This is a genomic window from Agrobacterium sp. ICMP 6402, assembly GCF_009498615.1.
In the GTDB taxonomy this organism is placed as follows: Bacteria; Pseudomonadota; Alphaproteobacteria; order Rhizobiales; family Rhizobiaceae; genus Agrobacterium; species Agrobacterium burrii.
The window spans coordinates 111,977-137,553 of the sequence record NZ_QSNV01000002.1 but is presented as its reverse complement, the minus strand read 5'-3'; the positions used below and the strand labels follow the sequence as shown (position 1 = coordinate 137,553).

General features: G+C 59.3%; 23 protein-coding genes and 1 tRNA gene. 10 read left to right on the top strand and 14 right to left on the bottom strand.

The window, feature by feature from the left end:
• Positions 1 to 3 precede the first annotated feature (3 nt).
• The gene (locus DXT96_RS26920; protein ID WP_194287607.1) at positions 4 to 237 is read right to left on the bottom strand and encodes a hypothetical protein; all 234 of its coding nucleotides are present in this window, start codon (positions 235 to 237) and stop codon (positions 4 to 6) included.
• On the opposite strand from DXT96_RS26920, the gene DXT96_RS27060 reads away from it, so the two are divergent.
• Entirely contained in the window at positions 236 to 391 is a 156-nt protein-coding gene (locus DXT96_RS27060) for a hypothetical protein (RefSeq protein ID WP_210251586.1), read from the top strand. The two genes, DXT96_RS26920 and DXT96_RS27060, sit on opposite strands and share 2 nt — an antisense overlap.
• Before the next feature lie 797 nt (positions 392 to 1,188).
• Here the strand turns inward: DXT96_RS27060 and DXT96_RS27390 are convergent.
• Positions 1,189 to 1,431, bottom strand: coding sequence for a helix-turn-helix domain-containing protein (locus DXT96_RS27390; RefSeq protein WP_371418838.1), 243 nt, complete (start codon positions 1,429 to 1,431; stop codon positions 1,189 to 1,191).
• On the opposite strand from DXT96_RS27390, the gene DXT96_RS27175 reads away from it, so the two are divergent.
• Entirely contained in the window at positions 1,355 to 1,549 is a 195-nt protein-coding gene (locus DXT96_RS27175; protein ID WP_246670547.1) for a hypothetical protein, read from the top strand. The genes DXT96_RS27390 and DXT96_RS27175 overlap by 77 nt on opposite strands.
• A gap of 190 nt (positions 1,550 to 1,739) precedes the next feature.
• Here DXT96_RS27175 and DXT96_RS08760 read toward each other — a convergent pair.
• The 6 genes from DXT96_RS08760 to DXT96_RS08735 all read right to left on the bottom strand — a co-directional run bounded on the left by DXT96_RS08760 (position 1,740) and on the right by DXT96_RS08735 (position 7,980).
• Positions 1,740 to 1,829 (bottom strand) — tRNA-Ser (locus DXT96_RS08760).
• 198 nt (positions 1,830 to 2,027) lie between these two features.
• Positions 2,028 to 2,909 carry a dihydrodipicolinate synthase family protein gene (locus tag DXT96_RS08755; protein ID WP_153514333.1) on the bottom strand — a complete coding sequence of 294 codons (882 nt, stop codon included), beginning with the start codon at positions 2,907 to 2,909 and terminating at the stop codon, positions 2,028 to 2,030.
• On the bottom strand, positions 2,906 to 4,549 hold the full coding sequence (locus tag DXT96_RS08750; protein WP_153514332.1) for an ABC transporter ATP-binding protein: 1,644 nt from the start codon (positions 4,547 to 4,549) through the stop codon (positions 2,906 to 2,908). Before DXT96_RS08750 ends, DXT96_RS08755 begins: the two co-directional genes overlap by 4 nt.
• Entirely contained in the window at positions 4,542 to 5,465 is a 924-nt protein-coding gene (locus DXT96_RS08745; RefSeq protein ID WP_153514331.1) for an ABC transporter permease, read from the bottom strand. The genes DXT96_RS08750 and DXT96_RS08745 overlap by 8 nt, the downstream gene beginning before the upstream one ends.
• A gap of 15 nt (positions 5,466 to 5,480) precedes the next feature.
• Positions 5,481 to 6,395, bottom strand: coding sequence for an ABC transporter permease (locus DXT96_RS08740; RefSeq protein ID WP_153514330.1), 915 nt, complete (start codon positions 6,393 to 6,395; stop codon positions 5,481 to 5,483).
• A 76-nt stretch (positions 6,396 to 6,471) separates the two neighbouring features.
• On the bottom strand, positions 6,472 to 7,980 hold the full coding sequence (locus tag DXT96_RS08735) for an ABC transporter substrate-binding protein (protein ID WP_153514329.1): 1,509 nt from the start codon (positions 7,978 to 7,980) through the stop codon (positions 6,472 to 6,474).
• Here DXT96_RS08735 and DXT96_RS08730 point away from each other — a divergent pair.
• The 4 genes from DXT96_RS08730 (at position 7,968) to DXT96_RS08715 (ending at position 11,578) form a co-directional block, all read left to right on the top strand.
• Positions 7,968 to 8,216, top strand: coding sequence for a hypothetical protein (locus tag DXT96_RS08730; protein ID WP_153514328.1), 249 nt, complete (start codon positions 7,968 to 7,970; stop codon positions 8,214 to 8,216). The two genes, DXT96_RS08735 and DXT96_RS08730, sit on opposite strands and share 13 nt — an antisense overlap.
• A gap of 87 nt (positions 8,217 to 8,303) precedes the next feature.
• Positions 8,304 to 9,500 carry an exo-alpha-sialidase gene (locus tag DXT96_RS08725; protein WP_153514327.1) on the top strand — a complete coding sequence of 399 codons (1,197 nt, stop codon included), beginning with the start codon at positions 8,304 to 8,306 and terminating at the stop codon, positions 9,498 to 9,500.
• Positions 9,497 to 10,453 carry a 4-hydroxythreonine-4-phosphate dehydrogenase PdxA gene (gene pdxA, locus DXT96_RS08720; protein ID WP_153514326.1) on the top strand — a complete coding sequence of 319 codons (957 nt, stop codon included), beginning with the start codon at positions 9,497 to 9,499 and terminating at the stop codon, positions 10,451 to 10,453. Before DXT96_RS08725 ends, pdxA begins: the two co-directional genes overlap by 4 nt.
• Before the next feature lie 6 nt (positions 10,454 to 10,459).
• Positions 10,460 to 11,578 carry an iron-containing alcohol dehydrogenase gene (locus DXT96_RS08715; RefSeq protein ID WP_153514325.1) on the top strand — a complete coding sequence of 373 codons (1,119 nt, stop codon included), beginning with the start codon at positions 10,460 to 10,462 and terminating at the stop codon, positions 11,576 to 11,578.
• Positions 11,579 to 11,612: 34 nt separating this feature from the next.
• Here the strand turns inward: DXT96_RS08715 and DXT96_RS08710 are convergent, their stop codons facing one another.
• The 4 genes from DXT96_RS08710 to DXT96_RS08695 all read right to left on the bottom strand — a co-directional run bounded on the left by DXT96_RS08710 (position 11,613) and on the right by DXT96_RS08695 (position 16,407).
• Positions 11,613 to 12,320: a FadR/GntR family transcriptional regulator gene (locus DXT96_RS08710; protein WP_149899745.1), complete on the bottom strand. Its 708-nt coding sequence runs from the start codon at positions 12,318 to 12,320 to the stop codon at positions 11,613 to 11,615.
• 4 nt (positions 12,321 to 12,324) lie between these two features.
• A complete protein-coding gene (locus tag DXT96_RS08705; protein WP_371418816.1) occupies positions 12,325 to 13,365 on the bottom strand; it encodes a four-carbon acid sugar kinase family protein in 1,041 nt (346 codons plus the stop codon).
• 238 nt (positions 13,366 to 13,603) lie between these two features.
• Positions 13,604 to 15,847, bottom strand: a complete 2,244-nt coding sequence (locus DXT96_RS08700; protein WP_153514323.1) for a polysaccharide deacetylase family protein — start codon at positions 15,845 to 15,847, stop codon at positions 13,604 to 13,606.
• Positions 15,848 to 16,017: 170 nt separating this feature from the next.
• Positions 16,018 to 16,407 (bottom strand): acyl-CoA thioesterase, encoded by a 390-nt coding sequence (locus tag DXT96_RS08695; protein WP_153514322.1) that lies wholly within the window; start codon positions 16,405 to 16,407, stop codon positions 16,018 to 16,020.
• A gap of 173 nt (positions 16,408 to 16,580) precedes the next feature.
• Here DXT96_RS08695 and DXT96_RS08690 point away from each other — a divergent pair, with 173 nt between their 5' ends.
• Positions 16,581 to 16,775, top strand: a complete 195-nt coding sequence (locus DXT96_RS08690) for a hypothetical protein (protein WP_174373942.1) — start codon at positions 16,581 to 16,583, stop codon at positions 16,773 to 16,775.
• Positions 16,776 to 16,814: 39 nt separating this feature from the next.
• On the opposite strand, the gene DXT96_RS08685 is transcribed toward DXT96_RS08690, so the two are convergent.
• Positions 16,815 to 18,623, bottom strand: coding sequence for an ABC transporter ATP-binding protein/permease (locus tag DXT96_RS08685; RefSeq protein WP_153514320.1), 1,809 nt, complete (start codon positions 18,621 to 18,623; stop codon positions 16,815 to 16,817).
• Positions 18,608 to 18,844, bottom strand: a complete 237-nt coding sequence (locus tag DXT96_RS08680; RefSeq protein ID WP_153514319.1) for a hypothetical protein — start codon at positions 18,842 to 18,844, stop codon at positions 18,608 to 18,610. Before DXT96_RS08680 ends, DXT96_RS08685 begins: the two co-directional genes overlap by 16 nt.
• A gap of 71 nt (positions 18,845 to 18,915) precedes the next feature.
• Between DXT96_RS08680 and DXT96_RS08675 the strand changes: the two genes are divergently transcribed.
• From DXT96_RS08675 to DXT96_RS08665, 3 genes are read left to right on the top strand one after another with little or no spacing between them, the layout of a single operon-like run.
• On the top strand, positions 18,916 to 22,242 hold the full coding sequence (locus DXT96_RS08675; protein WP_153514318.1) for a DUF2126 domain-containing protein: 3,327 nt from the start codon (positions 18,916 to 18,918) through the stop codon (positions 22,240 to 22,242).
• A 1-nt stretch (position 22,243) separates the two neighbouring features.
• On the top strand, positions 22,244 to 24,649 hold the full coding sequence (locus DXT96_RS08670) for a circularly permuted type 2 ATP-grasp protein (RefSeq protein ID WP_153514317.1): 2,406 nt from the start codon (positions 22,244 to 22,246) through the stop codon (positions 24,647 to 24,649).
• A 4-nt stretch (positions 24,650 to 24,653) separates the two neighbouring features.
• Positions 24,654 to 25,535, top strand: coding sequence for a transglutaminase family protein (locus DXT96_RS08665; protein WP_153514316.1), 882 nt, complete (start codon positions 24,654 to 24,656; stop codon positions 25,533 to 25,535).
• The last annotated feature ends 42 nt before the right edge of the window (positions 25,536 to 25,577 follow it).

Sequence of the window (25,577 nt, the reverse complement as noted above, 5' to 3'; positions counted from 1 at the left end):
TGTTTATTTGGTGTTATCGATAACGAGCCTGATCAGCGGCTCACGCGCAGCTCTATCCCGCGTGATGAGGGCGTGCAGGCTCTCGGCGGTTACGGCTTGCAGACCGTTGATCTCTGTTGGAACAAGCGAGCCGAAGCGCCGTTGCTGACGTAGCCAGGTTATGGACCGTCCGGCGATTTTCGCTGCTTCTTTAATTGGGTAGGCGTTCGATGTCGGTTTTTCTGGCATTGTTTTCATGACCGTAAAACTTCCGCATTGTCAGATTGCCATGTTGCGTCTTGAAGAACCGCGAAAAAAGCGCCTGTCACAGGCAAGCAAACGCGGATCAATTGGCGCGTCTCCGCAACAGTTTTCGCTGGAGGCTTTTGAGATCTTTGATGTGCATCTGTAGCATGGCGAGGCTTCCGGAATTCGATGGAACACGCAACTGCACCGTTCGCTCAATTTCGCCTCGCCATTCCTCTAGCAATCCGGTAGCGCGCAACGCATCCAGACCTGCAACGTCGATTTTTCGAGGCTGTTGATGGGATCGCGCCCTCGCCCAAACGTGCTCTAGCACTGCCCAATCAAGCAGCGCCCTTGACCACGCCAGAGCCTCCGAATTTGTGGCGAAAAGCCTTCGCGCATGCCTTACGCCACTGTACAGCGCATTCCGAACATGTCCGTCATTCAGCCCGCCGCGATCGCCTGTTGGTATTCCTCTGTTAAGAAGATCAGCGGTCCGAGCCCATGTCCTGAAACCATCAGGTAGCGACAAGTATGCACCGATTATGATGCTCACCTGCGTTTCCCGAATTGGCCGGAAAGCCGCCCTTGGGCGATCTGGGTCCGTGTTATCGATTGAGATTGCCGGCGCCTTATCGTGAAACTTACGAGAGCTTCTTAGGTGTCGCTGGTATCGGTTCACTTTTTTTACGTCGTCTGCACACTGAGCAATAAACGACTGAGCTGCTGGGACAGATAACGCCTCTTGCGAAACGAACGTGCCAAGCTGGCTCTGTACGAGCCATACTGCTCCAGCGTGTAAATCCGCCTCGGCGTCGTTGTAGTAGCGTTGGACGCGCGCTGCAGCCGCTTCGTCAGGAAGAGAAACCGAGCCATCGACCGACATGCGGTGGTCCATGAACTCAAAATGCTCTTGTGCCAAACAAGCGATCGCCAAAAAGCTATGTTGGTGCGGAGTGATAGTCATCCGAATACACCACCACCCTTACCCCTCGGGGTAGACCCGTCCTTGACACCGCCTGAACCAACGAATGCGAGGTTTAGCGGCGTAGGCTTCAACGCATTTTCTAGAAGGCGATCAGCATCGGCTCGTCGGATTATGGTCCGGTGTCCGAGTCTGGCTACGGTGATGGCACCGCCACTTATCAAGCGATACAAGTGTGATCTCGACACGCCGATGTATTTTGCGGCGGTAGCGACGGACATTGCAGCAGGAAAACTTTCCATTGATATCTCCACTAGCGAATATGCTGCGGAGGATATTGCTGCCCCACTGAACGTCAAACATAAAAATCATTGTAAAATCAATGTATTACGTATGTAATACGTTATGTAATACGCCAAACAAGCTCAAGCTTTTGACAGCATGAGACAAAATGAGACTGGATGCTGCACTATGGTAAAGCGATCACATTTTGTAACCGTCTGCTTGGAGCGACGGCGCACAAGCGTTAGGGTAATCATTAGGGCGCCGCCCTAAATTCCTAAAATTTCATAATGATTTCAGTGTATTATGGCGGAGAGGGTGGGATTCGAACCCACGATACCCTTGCAGGTATGCCGCATTTCGAGTGCGGTGCATTCGACCACTCTGCCACCTCTCCGCATGCGCGAACGCTTGCGTTGCGCGCTCCTCATAAACATCAATGGCCGGGCTGACAAGGGAAATTTCGCGTTTGTGTCACAAATTGTTCGTCATGGAAGAGACTGGAGAAATGCGTCGGCTTTTGGCGGTTTTTACAGGCATTTTTCATGTGACGCGCACGGCTGGAGGTCGATGCGTGTCACATGCGGCAATGGTGTTAGAGCAATTGATAACGACGTAGGATTTCTACAATCCGGTCGTCCTGTTCCTGATCCGGCAGCAGGGCCGGCTGGCGGCTGGCGCCGACGGAGGGGTCCTGGAGGTAGAGCGAGCGTTTGACCATGGCGGGCGCGAAACCGAGGGCGTAGAGATCGGTGCGAAAGGCCGCGTAGATCGCCTGCTGGCGTTCGGCTTCAGCGATATCCCCGGAGTTGAACGCGTTGAGAATGCCGGCGAGCACATCCGGCATGGCGTTGCCGAGGCCGGAAATGCAGCCTGCGGCACCGTTCTGCAACGACCACAAGACGAGGTGGTCAGGGCCGGAATAAACCTCGAAACCGGGCGTTTCCTTCGCCACCTGAAGATAGGCCTCCAGCGTCTGCTGCGCGCCGCCGGAATCCTTGATACCGGCGATATTGCCATGGGTCGCAAGTTTGCGCGCCGTTTCGGGTTCTATGTGGTTCTGGGTGCGGGCGGGAATGTCGTAAAGATAGACCGGTGTTTCAACGGCGTCGGCCACCGTCGAGAAATGGCGGATCAGGCCTTCCTGCGTGCAGGCGATGAAGAAGGGCGTGATGACGGCGATGCCGTCCACGCCGATGCGGTCGAAGGCCTTGGCAAGCTGTATGGTCTCGAATGTGGCGGGCATGCCGGCATTGACGATGACTTTAGCGCGGCCAGCCACCTCGTTTACCACCTCTTCCGTCAGGCGGATTTTTTCTTCATGGGTCAGCGCGGTGAAATCGCCGTTGGTGCCGGCGCACATGATGTTGTTGCCGGCCGCCACCTGGCGGCGCACCTGCGCGCGGGTCGCCTCGTAATTGATGGTTTCGTCCTCGTTGAAACAGGTGACGAGCGCGACGAAGGCTTGTTTGGTCATGAAAGAACTCCACTTGAATTTCCGATGGCATGGTCGGCACCCGCCGGGCTGCGCGCAGAATGCATATCGGGGTCGGGATCGAGGCTGGCTGAGAGCAGCGCGCGGGTATATTCCTCACGCGGTGCCTCGAAAACCTGCCGCACGGTGCCGAATTCCACCACCTCTCCGCGCTGCATGACCATGACGTGATCGGCAAAATCCCGAACCACCGGCAGGTCATGCGCGATGAAGATGAAGGAAAGGCCCATTTCGCGGCGCAGCTTGTCCAGCAGCGCAATGACCTGCGCCTGCACCGACACGTCGAGCGCCGAGACCGCCTCGTCGCAGATGATGAGCTTCGGCTCCAGCGCCAGCGCGCGGGCAATCGCGATCCTCTGCCGCTGACCGCCGGAAAACTGGTGCGGATAACGGCGCACATGATCCGGCGAGAGGCCGACCTGCTGCAATAATTCCGCAACCCGTTCGCGCCATTTTGCTTTCGGCAATATATCCGGGTGGATCACCCAGGCTTCGGAGATCAACTGGAACACCGTCATGCGCGGATTGAGCGACTGGGTGGGATCCTGAAACACCATCTGCAGATCGCGCCGCAGCGCAAAGAGTTCGGCAGGCGAGAGCTTGAAGAGGTCCCGTCCCTTCCATAACGCACTGCCCGCATCCGGTTCGTCGAGCCGCAGCAAAATGCGGGCGAGCGTCGATTTGCCGGAGCCGCTTTCGCCGACCACGGCGATGGTTTCGCCTTCCATGAGGTCGAAGGAAACACCCTTCAACGCCTCGAATGCGCCGTAACGCTTGCGCACATCGCGCACGCTGAGCAGCGGTTCGCCCGCCGCTTTCGGCTCATGCATGTCGCCCCTGCCAGGTGCGGCGCTGATGAGCTTGCGGGTATAGGGGTGCTGCGGATTACGGTAAACGTCGCGAACGGTGCCGGCCTCTACCAGCACGCCCTTTTCCATCACCACCACCCTGTCGGCTATTTCGGCGACGACGCCGAGATCGTGGGTGATGATGAGCACGGCCATGCCGGTTTCCCGCTGCAATTCCTTGAGCAGTGAGAGCACTTCGGCCTGCACCGTCACGTCAAGCGCAGTGGTCGGTTCGTCAGCGATCAAAAGGTCGGGCCGCAGCGCCAACGCCATGGCGATCATGACGCGCTGGCGCTGGCCGCCGGAAAATTCATGCGGATATTTCTTCAATGCACTGTCGGGATCGGGAATGCCGACACGGGCGACAAGGCGCCTCGCCTCCGTTTCGGCTTCCGTCTTGGCCATGCCATGGGTAGTCATGGCCTCGCGGATCTGCCAGCCGACGGTATAGACGGGGTTAAGATGGCTGAGCGGATCCTGAAAGATCATGGCGATGCGCCGGCCGTTGACCTCGCGGCGGGCTTCTGCCGGCATCGTCAGAAGGTCTTTACCCTCAAGCAATATCTGGCCACTGTTGATATATCCGGGCGGCATGTCGATGAGGTTCACGATGGCGGAAGACGATACCGACTTGCCAGAGCCGCTTTCGCCGAGGATCGCCAGCGTTTCGCCACGGTCGATATGGTAGGAAACATCCTTCACCGCATGGACGACACCGCCTGCGGTGTGAAATTCCACGGAAAGGTTGCGCACGTCGAGAAGATGGTCAGCCATGCTTGCGGCCTTTCATTTCCAGCCGCCAGCGCTGCACCGGGTCAAGCGCGATGCGCAGCCAGTTGGACAGCAGATTGAGCGACAGGGTGGTGAGGATGATGGCAAGCCCCGGCCAGAAGGATAGCCACCAGGCATTGGTGAGATATTGCCGCCCCTGCGAAATCATCAGACCCCAGGTGATTTCCGGCGGCTGAATGCCGATGCCGAGGAAGGACAACGCGCTTTCCGCCAGCATCACATAGGCGAAATCGAGCGTCGCAAGTGTCGTCAGCGTCGGCAGCACCACGGGCAGAATGTGGCGGAAGAGAATGCGTTTGCCCGATGCGCCCATCACCCTTGCCGCCTGCACGAACATGCGTTCGCGCACCTCCAGCACTTCCGCCCTTGTGGTGCGGATGTAAACCGGGATTCGGGTGATCGCCAGAACCAGCATCAGGTTTAGGATGGAGGAGCCGAGCAGAAAAAGCACGATGACCGCGATCAGCAGCGACGGAAACGACATGATCACGTCCGCCAGCCGCATGATGATCTGGCCGACACGGTTGGATGAAAAACCGGCGATCAAGCCGAGCACGGTGCCGGTGACGGCGGAGAGAAGCACGGCGCCGGCGGCGATCATCAGCGTATTTTGCGTGGCGGCGACGATGCGCGCCAAAAGCGAGCGCCCGAGCGCATCCGCCCCCAGCCAGAAATACCATTCGCGCTGCCAGTCGAACGGGGCGAGATTGCGCCCGCGCAGGTTCTGTTTGGTCGCCAGATCGCCGAGCCAGGCCGGACCGACGAAAGCGAGTATGACGATGATGATGAGGAAGATCGCGGCACAGAGCGCGAATTTATCGGCCCACAACATGCGCAGCATGCGCGTTGCGAAGGACGGCTCATCGATGATCTGGGTATCGGCGTTCAAAAGGCTCATGGCTTGATGATCTCCTCAGTGCCGGATACGCGGATCGAGCAGCGCATAGGCGATATCGATCAGAAGGTTCATCAGGAAGATCGCCAGCGCCGTCACGAGAATGGCGGCCAGCACGACATTGAAATCACGCTGAAGAATGGAATCGATCATCAGCTTGCCGACGCCGGGAAAGCCGAAAATGGTTTCGACGATGACGGCGCCATTGAGAAGGCTGGCCGCCTGATCGCCGATGACGGTGATGACCGGCAGCATGGCGTTGCGCAGGGCATGGACAAAGATGATCGGCCCGGATTTCACGCCCTTGGCACGCGCCGTTTTGACGTAAGCCGACGACAAAGCGCCGATCATCGAGCCGCGCACCACCTGCACAATGATACCGAAGGGGCGCACGAACAGGACCGAGATCGGCAGGATCCAGTGCAGCACCGAGCCTGTGCCTGACGTCGGCAGCCAGGCGAGATTGACGGAAAAAAGCACGATCGCGACGATCGCCAGCCAGAAATCCGGTACCGATGCGCCGATCAGCGAAATGGTCGAGGCCATGCGGTCGAAAAAGCCGCCGGAGCGGAAAGCCGCAAGCGAACCGACAACGATGGCAGCGGTTGTGACCAGCGACATGGTGATGACCGCAAGCCAGAGCGTCCAGACGAAAGCCTCACGCACCACATCCAGCGCAGGCCTTGCTTTTCGCAGCGACTCTCCGAGATCACCCGTCATCACATCGCCCGCATAACGCAGGAACTGCACCATCAGCGGATCGTTCAGCCCGTGCAGCGCACGAAACTGCTGCTTCAACTCTTCCGAAGCCTCCACCGGCAAAAACAGCGCCGCCGGGTCTCCCGTCAGGCGGGACAGGAAGAAAACCATCACAAGCAGGCCGATCAGGGAGATCAGACTCGCAACGGAACGTTTTCGGATGAAGCTCAGCATGGTTGCCTCCGGTTTTTCAACGAGGGCGGCAAGGCTTTCGCCCTGCCGCCGCTCTTTGGCTTATAAGATACCGGCTTTATTTGATGCCGATTTCCGAAAGCTGCAGCATCGAGTTGGTGGCGATGGTGGGCTTGAAGTCCAGACGTTCGGAAACGCGGGAGAAACCGACCATGTGGAACAGCAACACATCCGCCACGACATCATCATGCAGGTAGGCGATGAGTTCAGACCAGAGCTTGGCGCGCTCCTCACCGACGGCTGCGGATGCACGTTCGATCAGGTCATCCACCTTGGGGTCCGAGAAGCCGGACTGCGTGCCCTTGGTGGCATATTTGAAGAACATGGTGAAGGATGGATCGCCCTTGGAATTGTCGTGCATGGCAGCGACGATCTGCGGGCCGCGACCTTCCTTGAACGGCTTGGAATAATAGCTCTCGTGTTCGGCCACTTCCACGAATTTCAGGTCGATCTTGAAGCCGACTTCCTGCAATTGCTGCTGGATCGCCTCCATGATCTCGGTGACATTGGGGAAATTCGCGGTGCGCGCAATGATGGTGATCGGTGTGTCCACCTTCACGCCGGCAGCCGTGGCTTCCTCGAGCAGCTTCTTTGCGCCATCAGGGTCGTAAGGGAAGACCTTGACGTCGGGGTTCCAGCCAAGCGTCGTCGGCGGAACCAGCGCCGTGGCCAGCACCGCGCCTTCAGGAACCAGCGTGCCGAGGAAGGCCTGCCTGTCAATGGCGAGGTTGAGCGCGCGACGCACCCGCACATCGTTCAGCGGCGCGATGTTATGATCGAGACGCATATAGACCGTCTCGCTGTCGAGATAAGAGAAGTCGGTCTTCGGATTGGTCGCATCGAGCTGGGAAATGGAAGGCGAAAGATCGGCCTCGCCGGTCTGCACCATGGCGGCGCGAACCGAAGGATCGGCACGGAAAAGATAGGTCGCTTCCGTCACCTGCGGCTTCTTGCCCCAATAATCGTCGCGCGCCGTCAGCACGATCTGCTGGCCCGGCGTCCAGTTGGTCAGCTTGTAAGGGCCGGTGCCGACAGGCTCGCGGATGAACTCCATCTTGGTTTCTTCGGGAACGATGGTGACGAGCGACATCAACAGCGGCAAAATGGGCTGAGCCGGGTCGGTCTTGAAGTCGATGGTCTGGTCGTCAACGATCGTGGGGGTCACCGTCATACCGCCGAAATAACGGCGGGATTCGCAGGCATTCTTGTCGCTCATGATGCGTTCGAAGCTGTGCTTCACATCCTTGGCGTCAAAGGTGGTGCCGTCGGAAAACTTCACACCCTGACGCAGATGAAAGCGCCAGCTGCCGTCGGCATTCTGCTCCCATTTCTCGGCAAGCCGTGGCTGAACGCCGTTTTTGCCGCGCACATCAAGCTCGGTCAGCGTCTCGCTGACATTTTCCATGATGATGCGGCCGATGTTGGAGCGGGTCGCCATGCAGGGCTCAAGCAGGTCAGCTTCTTCCGCCAGCACGATTTTGATCGGCCCCGACGCCGCAAGCACCGGCGAAACCGCTGCGCTGAGGGAACCCAAAACAAGGGCGCCCGCAATCAATGACTTCTTCATTCCGTTCTCCTCCCAGATCAGAAATTCAGCAACATGGCGGCGTGCCGCAAGGGGCTTCTGAAAAATCCCCGTCTCCCCGCATCGAGGAGCATGGTGTGCGGATGATTGTCTCCTCCACCCGTGAACAGAGCATCGACGCTATCACATTTTTTGTCAATTTATTTTTCTTTAGCATTTTTTATTTGCGTCGCAATACTCATTTTTATCATTATAAAACAAATATTTATTCGAACTAATCAAAAATTCAAAGTCGCTGTTTTTATCGAAATAAACTTGACAACTTTTCGAATATGTCATTTTCATCAGGCTAAGAGGAGACCATGATGACCCCTGATGACATCGCTCACGCCATGACCGGAGCCGTCCACGCCACGTCAGAAAGCCGGCAGGAAGCGTTTCTGCCATCGCAGATGATCCAGAACCATGCGAGCTTCCTGCATCTCGCTGATGACGGCGCTTTGCTCTGCGCATGGTTCGGCGGCACGCTGGAGGGAAAATCGGATATTTCGATCTTCGCATCCGTGCTGATGCCAGGCGCAAACCGGTGGGGAGCGCCGCAGCGCCTCAGCCACGATCCAGACCATTCCGAACAGAACCCGGTTCTCTTCACCGCGCCGGATGGCGCTTTGTGGCTGTTTCACACCGCCCAACCATCAGGCAATCAGGATGAATGCCGTATCCGTATGGCGCGGGTCACCCGCGATGTGGCGGCGCCGGAAAAGCTGTCTTCCGAAGAAGGGCGTTTCCTCGACCTACCGCAAGGCTGCTTTGTCCGCGCGCCGCTGCGCATTCGTGATGATGGCGCCTGGCTGCTGCCGATCTTCCGCTGCATCCAGCGCCCCGGCCAGAAATGGAACGGCAGCCACGATACGGCAGCGCTTGGCATATCCAGGGACAATGGCCTGACGTGGCAATTGCAGGAGCTGGAAGATTCGACCGGCTGTGTGCATATGAGCCCGGTTGCGGGCGATGATGCGCACTACTCCGCGTTCTTCCGCCGCCGCCAGGCCGACTTCGTCTACCGCACGGAAAGCGCCGATGGCGGCCACTCGTGGTCAAAGCCGCAGCCAACCGACGTGCCGAACAACAATTCCTCCATCGCCGCCATCAGGCTCGGTGACGGCCGGCTGGCGATGATCTGCAACCCCATCAATGCCGCGCAGTCAAGCGACCGGCGCGCCTCGCTTTATGACGAATTGGGCGAAGATGACGGCAGGCCGGACGCCGATCCGACAGGCGGATGTGTGCCTGTCTGGGGCGTGACGCGCGCGCCGGTGTCCATCTGCATCTCCGAAGACGATGGGCGCAGCTTCCCCACCCGTATCCTGATCGAGGACGGTCCTGGCACCTGCCTGTCGAACGATTCGACGGACGGCCGCAATCTGGAAATGTCCTATCCATGGCTTCTGGAAGCGCCGGACGGTACGCTGCACGCAAGTTACACCTATCATCGCCGCGCAATCAAATATGTCCGGCTGGCGCCCGGCTGGGCCGAGGCCAGGGACGGGAGAAAAAGATGAGCAACATCATTGGCATCACCATGGGCGACCCCTGCGGCGTCGGCCCCGAGATCACCGTTAGGGCGCTTGCTGAAATGTCCGCCCCGGATCAGGCCGCCACGCGGATTTACGGCAACCTCGCCACGCTTCAGGCAGCGCGGGATGCGCTCGGCGTCGACATCGATATCACGCCGCATGTGGTCGATCTGCCCATCGAGGGCGCACCGCTGCCGTGGGGTACGCTGTCGCCGGTCGCAGGTGACGCCGCTTTCCGTTTCATCGAAAAGGCCGTGCGCGATGCCGAGGCGGGCGAAATCGGCTGTATCGTCACCGCGCCGATCAACAAGGAGGCGCTTAACCTTGCGGGCCACCATTATGACGGCCATACCGGCATGCTGCGCAGCCTCACCGGCTCGTCTGCGGCCTATATGCTGCTTGCCTCCGAACGGCTGAAGGTCATCCATGTTTCGACCCATGTTTCCCTGCAGGAAGCCATTCGTCGGGCGACGACGGAGCGGGTGCTGGCGACCATCCGCGCGGGCAACGACCATCTGAAGCGCATCGGTTACGAGCGGCCGCGCATCGCAGTTGCCGGCATCAATCCCCATTGCGGCGAAAACGGCCTGTTCGGCACGGAGGATGACGACCAGATTGCGCCGGCGGTTGCCGCTGCGCGTGCCGAAGGCATCGAGGTACAGGGACCGATTTCCGCCGATACCGTGTTCCACCGGGCCTATTCCGGCGCTTTCGATCTCGTCGTCGCGCAATATCACGATCAGGGCCATATCCCGATCAAGCTCGTCGCTTTCGATACCGCCGTCAACGTTTCAGTCGATCTGCCGATAGACCGCACGTCCGTCGATCACGGCACGGCTTTCGACATTGCCGGCAAGGGCATCGCCAATCACGGCAACATGAAAGAGGCCATCGCCTACGCCCGCAAGCTCGTGGCGGGCAAGAGCGCGAAAGGGTAAGCAACCATGTCCACAGCTCCCATTCTCATCCATCAGCCGCGCAGGCTCGCCGTTGGCGCTGGCACCATAGCGCAGGTTGGCGCGTTCGCCGGCAAAACCGCATCGACGCTGGTGATCGCCACGCCGCTGACGGCAAAATTCGTCGACCGTTTGCAATTGCAGGGTCCATTCACGGTATTCGACGCCATTCCCGGCGAGCCGAACACGGCGACGCTCGATGCAGCACTGGCTGCGGCACGCAATGCCAAACCCGATCTCGTCATCGGCCTCGGCGGCGGTTCGGTAATGGATGTGGCAAAGCTGGTGGCGGCATTGTGGAATTCCGACCAGACGCTTGGCGATGTGGCCGGACCCAACCGGGTTGCCGGGCGCGACACCAGGCTGGTGCAGATCGCCACCACCGCCGGCACCGGCTCGGAAGCCGGCATCCGCTCGCTGATCACCGATCCCGTCAAGGGCAACAAGATCGCGGTCGAAAGCCCTTATCTGATTGCGGATTTCGCGGTTCTCGATCCGGAACTGACCTATTCCGTACCGCCTGCCGTGACGGCGGCGACGGGTGTGGACGCCATGGCCCATTGCGTGGAAGCTTTCACCAACCGCAAGGCCCACCCGATGATCGACGGTTTTGCCCGCATGGGCTTTGCACTCGTCGGCAAATATCTGGCGCGCGCCGTCCGCGATGGCACGGATACCGAAGCACGCGAAGGCATGATGCTCGCCTCCTATTATGGCGGCATCTGCCTCGGGCCGGTCAATACGGCCGCCGGTCATGCCATCGCCTATCCGCTCGGCACGCTTCTCAACCTACCGCATGGGCTGGCGAATGCCATCGTCTTTCCGCATGTTCTGGCCTTCAACCAGCCGGCGGTTTCAGCAAAGACGGCGGAAGTGGCAGGCGCGCTCGGGCTTCGGGAGCATCTTTCGCCGGATGATCTTCGCAAGGCGGCAACGGATTTCTGTGCCGGGCTCGGCATTGAAATGTCGCTGGCAAGGCACGGAGCAACCGAGACCGATCTTCCCCGTTATGCCGAGGACGCACACGCCATCCGCCGCTTGATGGACAATAACCCCGTCGATATGAGCCTTGAGGACGTGCTCGGCATCTACCGCCGCGCCTTCTGAAAGAAAGTCCGGTGCGCCTTCGGGCGCATCGGCCTCAATCCGCGTGCGAAGATTCGAACAGGCGCTCGCGCGATCCCGTCAGATGCTGTAGCATCAGTTCGCGGGCCGCCTCCGCATCCCCATCGGCGATAGCGTTTGCAATAGCCTCATGCTCGGCAAAAACGCGTGTCAGGCCAGAGGCTTCACGCTTCACCGACATGCCGTGGAACTTCATTCCCATCGCGATATGATCTTTCAGGGCCTCCATCGCGGTAGAGAAATAGCTGTTCCTCGCCGCCCGCGCGATGGCCAGATGGAACTGGTAATCGGCGTCCTCACGGTGGGACTGGCGATTGGTGGCGTCGCGCATCAGTTCGAGCGCCTTTTTGATCGCCGCAAGCCTCTCACCATCGTGACGCAAAGCCGCCGCGGCAGCCGCTGCCGGTTCCAGCGTCAGCCGGAATTCATAACAATTCAGAAGATCGGCGACGTTTTCCAGCTGGCCAAAACCAAGCGGCTCACGCATACCGACAGCCCGCACGTAGCTGCCGGAGCCTCTGCGGGAATAGATGAACCCCTGCTCACGCAGCCGCCGCAGCGCCTCGCGCACCACTGGTCGCGATACTTCGAATTCCATGGCGAGTTCATGTTCGGTCGGCAGCCGTTCGTCCGGCTTGTAGGCGCCGGATTTGATCGCCCGGTGCATTCGCTCGAAAATAATGTCCGGAAGTGCCTTACGCGCCGTTTCTTTCATCAGCCCCATCTGGTCAGCTCTCTCCAGCGTCGTTTACGCCAAGCATCATTTTCGCAATCCGTTTCAACGTGTCAGCTTGCCCAAAACCGCCGGACTTCGCAATGACGCATTGGTCTCCAGACCAGCCGACGCCCAGACCCGGCAGGCATTCGCCGGCAAGACGCAGCCGCGAAATGCCCATGGCGCGCAGCACGGCTTCGGCCGTCGCCCCGCCCGACAAAAGCAGCCTGCCAGCACCTGCCGTGAAGCGCGGCACGACGCCTTCCGCCAGCCGGTCGGAAACGGCAAGCGGTGAAAGATCGCCTAACCCTTGCGTCGCCTGAACCAGCGTCACGCCGGAACCATCCTGTGTATGGGAAGGCACGACACCATTGGGTGCATCGATGACCGACACAAACCCGGTGCTCTTGAGGACTTCGATTTGCTCAACGGTAATCGGATCACGGGAACCGACGACGAATAGCCCCTTGCCGGGCGGAATGGTCGCCGCCTCCAGCACAGTCCACGCCGTCATCTCCTCAGCCAGCGCTTCGGCAAGACCCCGCGCGCCGACCAGAAGATCGACGCCTTTAGCCTGCGCGGCAACGAGAGCCTCCCTGATGTCGGCCTGCGATCGCGTATCCGGTATCTTGCAGCGACTGGCGTGCCCGCCCAGCTTTTCGTGGACCGGAATGGCGGCGTCAACGCCAAAGCCGGATACGGCCCCGCAAGTAACAACGCGTCCAAAATCCGGAATGGCGGGCGCGACAAGCGCGTGCCGATAGGAAATCGCATCCATTTCAGCCGCAATATGCCCCTTCAGCCGGGAATCGACCTTTTTGAACAGGATCGTATCCGCTGGAACCAGCGCCAATAACGACCGCGTGCGACGACCGGCTTCATCCGCATCACCGTCACGACAACCCAGATTGACGCTCAGGACCGCAGGCGCATCCGCGAGGGCTGCGGGTACACCGTCAAGCCCGATCGCAACCTCGGTCGCCAGCCCGCGCCCGGCAAAGGGTGCGGCCGCATCTAGAGCGCCTGTCAGATCATCGGCGAAAATCAACAGCACGGGCGGAGCCTTCAAAAAAAGTTGTAATGTTTTACCTCAATAAATTTATTTATAATCAATAGATAAACAGATGTGAATAACAAAAATTATTATGCAGACTTTCAGACTGCCCAACTCGCCACAAAGAGGCCTGCCGGCCAATCGCCGAATTCAGAAATGATGAAGACAAGCGGCAAACGCGGCCCGCCCACATGCAGTTCGGCAGGGCGGGCGAAAGATGACGAACAGGGTGTCGCCACTAGATGAACCGAAAAGGCAGCCCTGAGATAAGCGCTTTGACAAAGCGCTTCTTCTGAAAGCGCCCGTTCAGTGATACGCGGGGCAATTGCGTTGGCTTTTCAAGATTATAAGGGCCAAGAACACCAGCCTGCGTGGTGACCGCCACGGAAAATCCCGCCTCAAGCACCGCCTTTGCTTCACGCTCCGCTACGGCCTTCGTCCAGCCATAGGGATAGGAAAAAGATTGCGGCCGATGGCCGACATAAGCCTCTACCCGACGTGTCGATTCCTCGATTTCGTGAGCCAGCCGCGCGAGATCGATCTTGCGCATGTTCACATGCGTCATGGTGTGTGCGCCTAGATGCACCAGAGGATCGTCCGACAGCGCCCTGAGCTCATCCGCGTCCATCACGAGTTCACCCACGATCGCGATGGGATCGATGCCCTGTTGCCTCGCGACGCGGTCGATCCTTTCCACTGCCTCATCCTCTGAAAAGTTCTGCACGAAATTTTCAAGGCGTGTGAATGCTTCCGCCTTCTGCGAAGGCGTGGCGGATGCAACATGTTCCGGACCAGAGCCGAAATCGAAGTCAAACGATGCAGCTTTCTGCGTCAGTGCAGCTGCGGTTTCCCACCACAGGCTGCGCGTCCGCTCAACAAAACCCGGTGTGATGAAAATCGTGTAGGGAACGGCATATTTGCGGAAAACTGGCGCGGCGTGTTGGGCATTGTTGCGATAACCGTCATCAAGCGTGAAGGCACAGAACGACCGACCTTCGTTATTGTCGGCAAGCAGTGCCGGTAAATCATGCAGATGGACGGGAACGAGACCACATTCTAGCGCGGCCTGTATCGCCTCTTCCAGAAACTGCGGCGTGACGGACAATTGCACATTGGGCGCAAAAGGCGAGATAGCCTCCCCGGGGCGCACATGATGAAGCGTAAAAATCACGCCACGCCCGGCAAGGGACGGAAACGCGGCGCGGACCATCGGCAGAGAACTTAACTCCAGCCCGGCCCTTATGGCTCCGTATTTCAAGAGACGCTTTACCGGCGGCGAGAAAACCATCGCTGATTGTTTTGACTTCAGGCCAGGCAGAACCCGTTTTTTGACGACCCTCCACGCGGTGAGCGGCAGATCGATAAGACCCGGCAGGGGATCATTCAGCGCAAAGGCGGCCCAGCTGCGGATTTTGCCCAGAGACGCAAAGTAGTCTCCCATATTTGCCTTGCCGCGCCGGCTTAATGTAAAGGCGGCAACCGCATCACGGACAAGATAAGACCACGACACGCCTTGTCGCGCAGCCCGGGATTGGCCGGCGGGCACATCGTTGGCAACCTGCCATAATAACGCGCCGAGATCGACGCCCGCCGCCGAACTGAGGCCGAACCACGACCAGGGGCGCGGATTGACATCGAGAAGCTTCAGCGAACCATCCCTGCCATCGAGTTTAAATTCCACCTCGACGAGACCACTGTGACCGGCCGATTTTAATATCGTCCGGGCCGCATCGATGGCCTGGCGGTTGTCGACAACCTCGACGCAGGTGCTGGTATATCCGAAATCGACGGGATATTGGCGGGCGCGACGGGCGGTGAATTCGGCAACCGGTTCTCCGTTGTGCCACAGCGCCGCATAGGAAAACTGGCTTTCTCCACCGCCGGGAATGAGTTCCTGCACCACGACATTGCCTGCGCCGATCTCCGCGCTCGCATCCGCAAAGGCCATTTTCAACGCCTGCCGATCATCGGCGCGGATCACCTTCGCGCGGGAAATCACGGTGTCACCGCCACCCATATTCGGTTTGAGAATGACGGGAAACGTCACGTCCAGCGCATTGATGTCATCGGTCGATGTCAGCGCATAGGTCCGGGGGAAGGAGACGCCAAGCTCCGCCGCGCGTTTGTAGAGCAGCGGCTTCTCACACAACCATTGCAGGGATGGCCAATCCGGCAGGATGATTTTGTAAAGGGCGGAAAGCTCTTCGCGATGTTGCGAAACGAGCTGAACCTCGCCATCCCCGGATGGCACGAGCAGACAGCCCTTCAGATGATGCCTTTCGGCCATTTCCCGCAAAAAGGGCAACGCCCCGGCATCGTGCGGACCGGCCCAGCGGATGGTTTCCCGCACGAAGCGCGACCAGCCCGGCAACGGTGAATCATGGGTGAGATAATAGACAGGCACATTCAGGGCGCCGAGGCTGCGGGCAAGGGCAAGCGTGCCGTGAGCGCCGCCGACAATAACAACACCTGGAATGGTCAAAGCCTGATCCCCGTCCTATTCCCTACCTTGATCGCAAAAATTGATAAATAAATTGGATATTTCTAAAGTATTGAGCGGCCGACGATCGAATTGCCGGAGCCGAAGCGCTTCTTGCTCTCTGAGCTTCTTTTCGCGCTTCGGAATTTGCTTCGAACTCAACGGGAGCCGCGTCACGCCTCTTTGCGGACGGCGCGCGGCTCGCCATTATCGTCCACTGCGACCATGATGAAGACGGCTTCCGTGACCTTTTCCCGTGAATCCTGATAATGCCTTCGGGTCCAGGCCTCGATCTTGAGTGTGACGGAGGTGCGCCCGACCTTCTCTATCCGGGTATAGACGCACAATGTATCGCCGATCTTGACCGGTTTCTTGAAGACGATTTCATTCACAGCCACGGTCACGGTGCGGCCGCCGGCCACATCATTGGCGCGGACGAAAGCGGCAAGGTCCATCTGCGACATGACCCAGCCACCGAAAATGTCACCGGCCGGATTGGCGTCGGCGGGCATGGCAAGCGTTCTGAGGGTCATTTCCATATCGGCGGGCGGTTGCTGGTCCATATGTCAAATTCCTTTCACAAACCTCCCGCTGCCGGACTTAGACAACCGCGCTTCATCAGCCAATAGCCGATTTTTCGCGGCAGCCCCTCCAAAACAGCAAGGAATCACAGAGCCATCGTAAGCTTCGGTTAACCATGATGGGGCACGATTCCAAAAAACGCGAGGGCGTGCGAATGGCCTATGACTGGAGTGGGAACAACACGATACAGCAACGTTACGACCGCATCATTGTGGTGGTCGCAAGCGTTATCGCCGTTAGTCTGGCGACCGGAACAATTGCCCTGCGCTTGCAGGCGGGACCGGAGACCACAATAAATCTCGCCAAACAGCAGCGGCTCGACCTGGAAAAGTGGCATTTGCGGCTTTGATCCGCCACGATCAAACCAAAGGATGACATAACAGGCCGGCTATTGCGGATTGCCATCGCGCCTGGCGATATTTTCCTTCGGCATGGTGTGGTCGAGATGGGCCACGGCCGGGGAAAGAACCGATAGAAACGTCTCCGACCGGCCAATATAGATGATCGCCGCACCATCGATCCCGTTCAGAACCTCGGCCAGCGTATCCTGCGTCTGTTTCTCCAGCCCTTCCAGCAAATCGTCGATGACGACGAATTTCGGCTTCAGCAGCAGGGCATTGGCGACACGGATGCTGGCCTGCTCGTCCGGATCCAGTTTCTTGTCCCAGCGGATGTTTTCATCGAGGCGGGGCGCCATATCGCCAAGCCCGCATGCCGTGAGTGCCGCGACATAATCTTCCTCCGTAAACCGCTGCGGCGCGCGCGGATAGGCCAGAATTTCCCGTAGCGAACCCGTCGGCAGATAGCCGTGCTGGGCGATGAACAGCGTGTCGGATTGTTCGGGCATTTCTATTCTGCCCTGCCCCCAGGGCCAAAGGCCCGCCATGGCGGCAAATAGCAGCCGCCGGTTCACGCCCTGCTCGCCATTGATCATCAGTCGCTCGCCCGGCCCGATATCCACCTCGGCCTCGCGCAGCCTGAAGCCGCGTTCCACATCCTGCCCACCCGCATCGCGGCAGATCGTGACAGACCGAAGACGGATCTTTTCGTTCTCCGCGCTCCTTTGCAGATCGATCGCAAGGCCGTGCTGTTCGACGCTGTCCATCTGGATCAAGGCGTTGCGAAACACCGAGACGCGCTGCAGTGTTGCCTTCCAGCTGGCGATCGGCCCGAAATTGTCGATGTACCAGCGAAGCGCCGTATTGACCTGGTTGAAGGCGCCGACAGCCATCATCAGCCCGCCAAAGGTGAGGTTGCCGGAAAAATAGACCGGGGCCGCGATCAGGATCGGCGCAACGACCGCCAGCCAACCATAGCCCGACGAAACCCAGGTCAGATGCGTCAGCGCCATGGCCAGCCCCCGGATCACACCGAGCACGGCATCGATATCGACCCCGATCCGCCGCCGCTCGTTTTTCTCACCGCGCGCCAAAGCGATCGCCGCCAGATTTTCGCTGGCGCGCATCAGGGAGAAACGTAGTTCGGCCTCTTTCGAATAACGTTCGGCGTTCAGCCCGACCAGACGATAGCCGACAAGGTTGCTGAGCAAAGACGCGGAACCGGCATAAAGGATGGCCGCCCAAACCATATATCCGGGAATGGGGACAAGATCGCCATTGATGGTGATGGAGAAACCCGCCGACAGGCCCCAGAGAACACCGATAAAGCTGATAAGCAGGATGGTTGCGTTCACGAGACCGATGGACAGTGCCGTGCTGCTTTCGGCAAGGTTGCGGACATCGTCGTGCAAACGCTGGTCCGGATTGATCGCGATCGTGCCGAAACCGGCAAGACGGGCAGCCCGGCCCGGCTTCAGCCATTGGTCCACCATATCCTTGGCAAGGCCCTCGCGCATGTTCAGCGCCGTCATCTGATTGAGCCAGGTCTGGATGACGTTGAGGAGCAGCAACAGCCCGGCGATGATCGCGAAGACCTCAAGCTGGTGAATGAAGGCATCGAGATCGCGCCGTTCCAGCGCGTTGTAGAACGGCGCGTTCCACTCGTTGAGGCGGATCTGCCCGTAGGCTGTGAGCAATATCACTACCAACAGGGCAATCGACAGCAATATCAGCCGGTTGCGCACCGGTGACGTCCAGAAGGCATTCCCCATCATGCGCAATTGCGCAGAAAAATCGAGATCAAAACCCGCAGGGTTAGCCGCGCTCTTACGCTGGTCGTCGGTCACCGTTGTTGCCATTCATTCCATTCCGAAACGTCAGTCGGCAAAGAAAGCGGGTCGCGAATCTGCGCCTTGCGATGCCAAGCAATAACACGCCCTTCGACCTTGTCCACAATCCCGGCGAAATCCCGGCGGCGACGATTGAAAATCGCGGATAAATCTTCGTGCGGACAAACATTGCGGCCTGCACCAACAATGCGGATGCCCCCGGAAATGATCCTTGCTTTCTTTTCCTGCATTGCACAAAATCCGAATAATTTCAGAGGGGCGGATAAACCGCATAGACCGGAAAACCGGGCAAGGCAGATTAATGGCGATCAAAGCGAGCATCTATCATCTGACGCATTATAAATATGACAATCCGGTTCGCCTTGGACCACAAATCATCAGATTAAAGCCTGCCTCGCATTCCCGAACCCACGTTATCAGCCATTCGCTCAAGGTTTCGCCATCCAATCATTTCGTAAACCTTCAGCAGGACCCTTACGGCAACTACCTCGCCCGCTTCGTTTTTCCCGAGCCGGCCACGGAATTCAAGATCGAGGTCGATCTTGTCGCCGATATGACGGTTTACAATCCGTTCGATTTCTTCGTCGAGGAAGAAGCAACCAAATGGCCATTCGAATATCCGCAGGAATTGCGGGACGATTTGTCCATCTACATGAAACCGGAGCCAACCGGCCCGCTGCTCGCCGCTTTCATGGCGACCGTGGACCATACGCCGGGGCAGCCGACGGTCGATATGGTGGTGGGCCTCAATGCCCGTCTGCAACAGGAAATCGGCTATGTCATCCGCATGGAACCGGGCGTCCAGACACCGGAGGAAACACTGGCTTCCGGCAAGGGATCGTGCCGTGACACCAGTTGGCTGCTCGTGCAGGTTCTGAGACATCTTGGTCTCGCCACACGTTTCGTGTCAGGATACCTCATCCAGCTGACACCCGATCTCAAGGCCCTGGACGGTCCTTCCGGCACCGAGGTGGATTTCACCGATCTGCACGCCTGGGCTGAAGTCTATATGCCGGGCGCCGGCTGGATCGGTCTCGATCCCACCTCGGGGCTTCTGACCGGTGAAAGCCATATTCCTTTGGCGGCGACACCGCATTACCGCAACGCCGCACCGATTTCCGGCGGTTATTTCGGCCATGCCAACACGGAATTCGCGTTCGACATGCAGGTCCGGCGCGTCGCCGAAACCCCACGTATCACCAAGCCCTTTTCCGATGACAGCTGGGAGAGCCTCAACGCGCTCGGTGAAAAAGTCGACCAGGTGCTGAACGCGCATGACGTCCGGTTGACCATGGGCGGCGAGCCGACTTTCGTTTCCATCGACGATTTCGAATCCGACGAATGGAACACCGGCGCGGTGGGACCGACGAAACGCGAAAAGGCCGATGCCCTGATCCGCCGCTTGCGCGAGCGTTTCGCGCCGGGCGGCTTTCTGCATTACGGGCAGGGCAAATGGTATCCGGGTGAAAGCCTGCCGCGCTGGACCTTTTCGCTCTACTGGCGAAAGGACGGCCTGCCGATCTGGCAGAAACCGGAGCTGATCGCCGAAGAAGGTGTGGATGCCGGCGTTAAGACCGATGATGCGCAAAAACTCCTCGGTGGCATCGCCACCCACCTCGGTATCGACAAGGATCTGGTACTTCCGGCTTACGAGGATCCAGCCGAATGGATCATCAAGGAAGGAAGCCTTCCGGAAAATGTCGATCCGTCCAATTCGAAATTGAAAGACCCGGAAGAGCGCAACCGTATCGCCCGTGTGTTCGAGCGCGGATTGACGACACCAACGGGTTACATTCTGCCGGTGCAGGCGTGGAATGCCCGTGCTGGCGGAGAACGCTGGATCAGCGAGAGATGGAAGACGCGGCGCGGCAAGATATTCCTTGTTCCGGGCGATAGCCCGGTCGGTTATCGGCTGCCGCTCGGCACCCTTCCCCATGTGCCGCCATCTGCCTACCCCTATATCCACGAGGCCGACCCTTCGATCCCGCGAGGCCCGCTTGCCGATCCGACGTCAGCGCCGGCCCGCGCCATGCCGGAAGCCTCGTTCCATGCGGATGAAGGTACCGCCCAGGCACGTGTCGAACAGACCATTGGTGAAATCGGCGGTGCGGTAAGGACCGCCATGTCAGTGGAACCGCGCGACGGTCGGCTCTGCATTTTCATGCCGCCCGTCGAACGCATCGAGGATTATCTGGAGCTGATCGCCGCGGCGGAAGCCGCAGCCGCCGATCTTGGACTGCCCGTCCATATCGAGGGTTATGCGCCACCAAATGATGAGCGCATCAATGTCATCCGCGTCGCGCCCGATCCCGGCGTCATCGAGGTCAATGTCCACCCGGCCGCAAGCTGGAAAGACTGCGTCGACATCACCTCGGCGGTTTACGAGGAAGCGCGCCAGACGCGTCTCGGCGCCGACAAGTTCATGATCGACGGCCGCCACACCGGCACCGGCGGCGGCAACCATGTGGTGGTGGGCGGCGCCAACCCGAATGACAGTCCCTTCCTGCGCCGGCCCGATCTTCTGAAAAGCCTCGTTCTCCACTGGCAGCGGCACCCGTCACTATCCTACCTTTTCTCCGGCCTGTTCATCGGCCCGACAAGTCAGGCGCCACGCATCGATGAGGCCCGCCACGACAGCCTCTACGAACTTGAAATCGCACTCGCGCAGGTGCCTGCCCCCAGTGAGGGTGCTCCACCGCTGCCTTGGCTGGTTGACCGTCTGTTCCGCAACCTGTTGACGGATGTGACGGGCAACACCCACCGGGCCGAAATCTGCATCGACAAGCTGTTTTCGCCGGATGGACCGACCGGTCGCCTCGGCCTTGTGGAATTTCGCGGTTTCGAAATGCCGCCGAATGCCCGCATGTCGCTGGCGCAGCAATTGCTGGTGCGCGCGCTTGTCGCCCGCTTCTGGAAAAATCCAGCCGCCGGCAAATTCGTGCGCTGGGGGACGGCGCTTGCCGATCGTTTCATGCTGCCGCATTACGTCTGGGCGGATTTTATGGACGTTCTCGCAGATCTCAGGGAAAACGGTTTCGACCTGAAACCCGAGTGGTTCACCGCCCAGCAGGAGTTCCGTTTCCCGTTCTTCGGCGAAGTGGAATATGAAGGTTCGAAACTGGAACTGCGTCAGGCGCTCGAACCCTGGCATGTGATGGGTGAACAGGGGGCCATCGGAGGCACTGTGCGGTTTGTTGATTCCTCGGTGGAGCGTCTGCAGGTGCGCCTTGAAACCTCCAATCCGTCCCGTTATGTCGTGGCCTGCAACGGACGCGCGGTGCCTCTGACGCCGACGGAAAATCGAAGCGTTGCGGTCGCCGGTGTCCGGTTCAAGGCATGGCAGCCCTCCTCCGGCCTGCATCCCGTTCTGCCCGTCAATTCACCCTTGACCTTTGACATTTATGATACATGGTCGAGGCGATCGATCGGCGGATGCATCTATCATGTTGCTCATCCGGGCGGGCGCAATTACGAGACGTTTCCCGTCAACGGCAACGAGGCCGAGGCACGCCGCCTCTCCCGTTTCGAACCATGGGGACATACGGCAGGGCAATATCCGCTTCATGCGGAAACCATGTCGCCAGAATTTCCGCTGACGCTTGATCTGCGTCGGCCATACGGAGTTTAAATTGTCCAAAGCCCCGGCAACGGAACGCAAGACGGAAACGAGCGCGCCACCGCGCGGGCTTGATTATTCCACCCTGCCGGGGGTGGCCGACGAGATGCTCGATACCGACGGCAAGGTCAGGCCGGTCTGGAAGAACCTGCTCGGCGCGCTCTCGCGCATGTCGGAACGCGAATTGCACGAGCGCTTCGCCCGCACGGACCGCTATCTGCGCGACGCGGGCGTGTTCTACCGCGATTACAGCAAGGGCAGCAGCGAACGAAACTGGCCGATCTCGCATATTCCGGTGCTGATCGATGACAGGGAATGGACGGTTCTTTCCGAAGGGCTGAAACAGCGCGCCGATCTTCTGGAGGCCATGGTTGCCGATTTTTACGGCGAAAACCGGCTGGTGAACGAAGGTTACGTGCCGCCGGCGCTGATCGCTTCCAATCCGGAATATTTACGGCCGATGGTCGGGGTAAAACCGGCAAGCGGCCACTACCTGCACTTCTGCTCATTCGAAATAGGACGCGGACCTGATGGAAACTGGTGGGTGCTGGCCGATCGGACTCAGGCGCCCTCTGGTGCTGGCTTCGCGCTGGAAAACCGGGTAGCCACCACCCGCGCGCTGTCCGATATCTATGCCGAAACCCATGTTCACCGTCTCGCCTCGTTTTTCGGCGCTTTCCGCGACACGCTGCAGGCCCACAGAAAGCACCCGGACGATCGCATCGCGGTGCTGACGCCCGGCCCCGCCAACGAAACCTATTTCGAACACGCCTATATCGCCCGTTATCTCGGCTTCATGCTGCTGGAGGGCGAGGACCTGACCGTCGTCAACGGCCGCGTCATGGTTCGAACCGTGGCCGGGTTGAAGCCGATTGGTGTACTTTGGCGACGTCTCGACGCCTCCTATTCCGATCCGCTGGAACTGAACCAGCAATCCCATATCGGCACGCCCGGCATGGTGCAGGCGCTGCGCAACGAAGCGCTCACCATCGTCAACGCACTCGGCAGCGGCATTCTCGAAACGCGGGCACTGCTTGCCTTCATGCCGCGCATCTGCCGCCACCTTCTGGGCGAGGAACTGAAACTTCCCTCGATCGCGACCTGGTGGTGCGGACAGGAATCGGAACGCCGCCACGTTGCCGGCAATATCGAAGGCATGGTCATCGGCCCGGCCTATTCCCGCATGCCTTTTTTCGACGACAACGGCCAATCCGTGCTCGGCTCCTCCCTGCGCGAGACGGCAAAGGAATCGATCAGCGACTGGCTTGCCTCCGACGGCCACAGGCTGGTGGGCCAGGAAGTCGTGAAGCTTTCAACGACGCCGGCCTATATCGACAACAAGCTCGTGCCGCGCCCGATGAGCCTTCGCGTTTTTGCCGCGCGCACACAGGACGGCTGGCAGATCATGCCCGGCGGCTTTGCACGGATCGGCAGCGGCGACGATGTGTCGGCCATCGCCATGCAATCGGGCGGCAGCGCGGCGGATGTCTGGATCGTCAGCGAAAAACCGGTGGAACGCACCTCGCTTCTGCCGGCGGAGGAAAGCTTTACCCGCAACATGCCGGGCAGCCTGCCAAGCAGGGCTGCCGACAATCTCTTCTGGCTCGGCCGTTATATCGAACGTTCTGAAGGCGCATTGCGCATCCTGCGTGCCTGGCACGGGCGTTATGCCGAGTCAGCCGATCCGCGCCAGCCCCTGCTCGCCCATGTGACGCGATATCTCGAAACGCTTGACGTGGAGATGAACGATGCCGTGCCGGATAGCCTGCTGAACAACATCAACAGCGCGCTTTATTCCGCCAGCAATATTCGCGACCGCTTTTCGCCGGATGGATGGCTGGCGCTGAACGACCTCGCCAAGACGGCCCGCCGTTTCCACGCGAAAGTCGCGCCGGGCGACGACGCCACCCACGCCATGACGATCCTGCTGCGCAAGCTTGCCGGCTTTGCCGGTCTCGTGCACGAAAACATGTACCGCTTCACCGGCTGGCGTTTTCTGTCCATAGGCCGTTATCTCGAACGCGGGCTGCATATGACCCGGCTTCTCGGCCACATGACCGGACCGGACGCCCCGGATGGTTCTTACGACATGCTGCTCGAAATCGGTGACAGCGTCATGACCCATCGCCGCCGTTATAATGTCGCCACGGCTGGCCTGACGGTCACCGATCTTCTGGCGCTTGATCCGCTCAATCCGCGCTCGATCCTGTTTCAGCTGAACGAAATCCGCACCGAGGTGGAACAGCTGCCGAACGCTTTCGTGAACGGCCAGATGTCACCGTTTTATCGCGAAACGATGCGCCTGCATTCCGGGCTCGCTGTCATGACGCCGGAAAACATGAACGGCGCGATCTATCGCCAGCTCGAAACCGACATGGAACATCTGTCCGATGTTCTGGCCCGCACCTATCTCGGATAACCCCATGCTTTACGATCTTTCCCTGCACATGGGTTACACCTACGACACACCGGCCCATGGCGCACGCCACATTATCCGCGTGCTGCCGCTGTCGATCCCGGGCCGGCAGAGACTAATCGCAGGTTCCATCGATGTTTCGCCCGCACCGGAAGAACGCGCCTTCTTTGACGATTTCTTTCATCAATCGGCCACGTCGGTGCATCTGCGCGCGCCGCATGAAAAGCTGGATATTCGCATGCAGGCGCGGGTGATGGTGGAAGCGCCGGCCATGACGGCGGATTTTTCACCCGAGCTTTCCCGCTTGCCGCAGGACCTTGCCGATGTCTGGTCGATCGATTTTCAGTCACCGCACCATTTCATAGGCGCGAGCCCGAGAATAGGGACGGATGCGGCGATCTCGGCCTATGCGCGGGAATTGCTGAAACCGGGAATGACCATTCGCGAAATCGCGCTGGCCATGTGCAAACGCATCCACAAAGACTTCACCTATGATGGCGAGGCGACCACCGTGGATACAACGCCATCGGAAGCCTTTAAATTGAAGCGCGGCGTGTGCCAGGATTTTTCGCATATCATGATCATGGCGCTGCGCAGCCTCGGCATTCCCGCCGGTTATGTCAGCGGTTTCCTGCGCACCATTCCTCCGCCGGGCAAGGAACGGCTGGAAGGCGCCGATGCCATGCATGCCTGGGTCCGCATCTGGTGCGGAGAAGCGGCCGGTTATCTGGAACTCGACCCTACCAACGATATCGTGGCCGGCAGCGACCACATCGTCGTCGGTTATGGCCGCGACTATTCGGATGTCGCACCGGTGATCGGGGTCCTGAAGAGCTATGGCAACCAACAGATAAAACAGGCCGTGGATGTGGTTCCCGTCCAGCAATGACACAATATGTGTTATTTCAATCTTCCAACCAATTAATTCTTG